Source organism: Stenotrophomonas sp. IS26, from assembly GCF_054188265.1.
Map to the genome: position 1 here is coordinate 1 of NZ_JBSZJV010000042.1, position 521 is coordinate 521.

At 63.7% G+C, this 521-nt stretch carries 1 protein-coding gene; it reads right to left on the minus strand.

The annotated features are described in order from the left end of the window. The coding region (locus ACW6W5_RS17840; RefSeq protein WP_458233675.1) for an EF-Tu/IF-2/RF-3 family GTPase at positions 1 to 521 on the minus strand (521 nt) is incomplete at both ends.

Sequence of the window (521 nt, forward strand, 5' to 3'; positions counted from 1 at the left end):
ATCGAACCCGGCTTGGCCAGGACCTGGCCACGCTCGACGTCGTCACGCTTGGTGCCGCGCAGCAGCAGACCGGCGTTGTCGCCTGCCTGACCCTGGTCGAGCAGCTTGCGGAACATTTCCACGCCGGTGACGGTGGTCTTCTGGACCGGACGGATACCGACGATTTCGATTTCTTCGCCGACCTTGATCACGCCGCGCTCGATACGACCGGTCACGACGGTGCCGCGGCCCGAGATCGAGAACACGTCTTCGACCGGCATCAGGAAGGGCTTGTCGATGTCGCGTTCCGGGGTCGGGATCCAGCTGTCGAGAGCTTCGACCAGCTTGATCACGGCCGGCACACCGATCTCGCTCTGGTCGCCTTCCAGCGCCAGGCGGGCCGAACCCGAGATGATCGGGGTGTCATCGCCCGGGAAGTCGTACTTGCTCAGCAGCTCGCGGACTTCCATCTCGACCAGTTCCAGCAGCTCGGCGTCATCGACCATGTCTGCCTTGTTCAGGAAGACGACGATGTACGGCAC